This is a genomic window from Vibrio sp. D173a, from assembly GCF_030248475.1.
In genome coordinates this window covers 1-1,590 of the sequence record NZ_JAHGAH010000905.1, presented here as the reverse complement: position 1 = coordinate 1,590, position 1,590 = coordinate 1, and the positions used below count along the sequence as shown (strand labels likewise).

Below are 1,590 nucleotides of genomic sequence, written 5' to 3'. Positions count from 1 at the left end.
TGAAAATCGAAGGTCGTCAACGCAGCCCTGCCTACGTTGAACAAGTGACTCGTACTTGGCGCGCTGCGATTGATCGCTACCAAGCCAACCCAGAGGCTTATCACGTTGATGCCGCTTGGAATGCTGCCTTAGCAAATGTATCAGAAGGCACACAAACGACGCTTGGTGCTTACCACCGTAAATGGCAATAGGATCGATGGAGAACGCAATGAAATACGCACTAGGTCCACTACTCTACTTCTGGCCAAAGCAAGATGTAGAAAGCTTCTACGAGCAAGCAAAAACAAGCTCTTCCGACATTATCTATCTTGGTGAAGCGGTCTGTTCTAAACGCCGTGAGATGAAAACCAAACACTGGCTGGATATTGCCAAAGAACTATCAGCGTCAGGTAAACAAGTTGTGCTTTCAACCATGGCGCTGTTAGAAGCACCGAGCGAAGTGAACATCATGAAGAAATACGTCGACAACGGCGATTTCGCGATTGAAGCCAATGATGTATCAGCGATTCAGCTGGCGAGTGAAAGTAAGGTGCCATTTGTGGTTGGCCCTGCGGTCAACACTTATAATGCACACACCCTAAACCTGTTTCTTAAGCAGGGTATGACACGTTGGTGTATGCCGGTTGAGCTATCTCGCGAGTGGCTATCTAACGTGCTGACTCAGTGTGAAGAACTCAACATTCGTAACAAGTTCGAAGTTGAGGTGTTCAGCCACGGTTATCTGCCTTTAGCTTACTCAGCGCGTTGCTTCACTGCTCGTGCTGAAAACAAAGCAAAAGACGATTGCGAGACTTGCTGCATCAAGTACCCAACAGGTCTTCAAGTCGAGAGCCAAGAGGGGCAATCAGTCTTCAACCTTAACGGTATCCAGACTCAGTCAGGTTACTGCTACAACCTAATCAATGATCTGCCGAATATGCATGATCTGGTTGATGTGGTTCGTCTAAGCCCACTAGGTATCGACACCTTCTCTGAGCTCAATAACTTCAGAGCTAATGAAAACGGTGAGAGCCCAATTCAGATTGCTGACCGTCAGTGCAACGGCTACTGGCACCAATTAGCAGGCTTAGAAGTAAAGAACATCTAAGCCAAGCCCTCAAAAACACAAAAAGGTCTAGCAATCGCTAGACCTTTTCTTTATCCATAAACTTCTAATCGGTTATGCGGTGGCTGTTTGCAGATCCGGCGCATTGAGCTTCTTTATATCTTTCACCAGCATCACGATCACGACCGCGCTCAGCGCAATGTTTGAGAGTGGATAGGCGATCCAGATCCCCGGCACACCAAACAGCTTCGGCATGATGTACAAGAACGGTAGCTGAATCAGCATATTACCGACCGTGACAAACATCGCCTTACTGCCTTTGTTGACGGCTTGGTAATAAGCACCTGCTACCACTAGGAAACCATCCAGAGCCAAGGCAAACATGTGTAGTCTAATCCCCAATACCGTGTATTCCACTAGCTGTGGGTCTTCAGAGTTAAACACTGAGACAAATTCCCTTGGGAAGATGTTCAATAGAATAATAAACGCCATGCCGACAGCAACAGAGCTCACCATCGCAATCTTAAGCAGTTGGCGAATGTTGT

2 protein-coding genes and 1 pseudogene are annotated in these 1,590 nt (G+C 47.2%); 2 read left to right on the top strand and 1 reads right to left on the bottom strand.

All coding sequences use genetic code 11. The annotated features are described in order from the left end of the window. Both KIV40_RS30165 and KIV40_RS30160 read left to right on the top strand, forming a co-directional pair. On the top strand, positions 1-191 hold a 191-nt coding region (locus tag KIV40_RS30165), incomplete at its 5' end, for a U32 family peptidase (RefSeq protein WP_285352947.1). Positions 192-208: 17 nt separating this feature from the next. Next, complete coding sequence (locus KIV40_RS30160) at positions 209-1,087, top strand: U32 family peptidase (protein WP_285352946.1); 879 nt, start codon at positions 209-211, stop codon at positions 1,085-1,087. Positions 1,088-1,159: 72 nt separating this feature from the next. On the opposite strand, the pseudogene KIV40_RS30155 reads toward KIV40_RS30160, so the two are convergent. Then, positions 1,160-1,590 (bottom strand): annotated as a pseudogene (locus KIV40_RS30155) (MATE family efflux transporter); the annotation flags it as partial.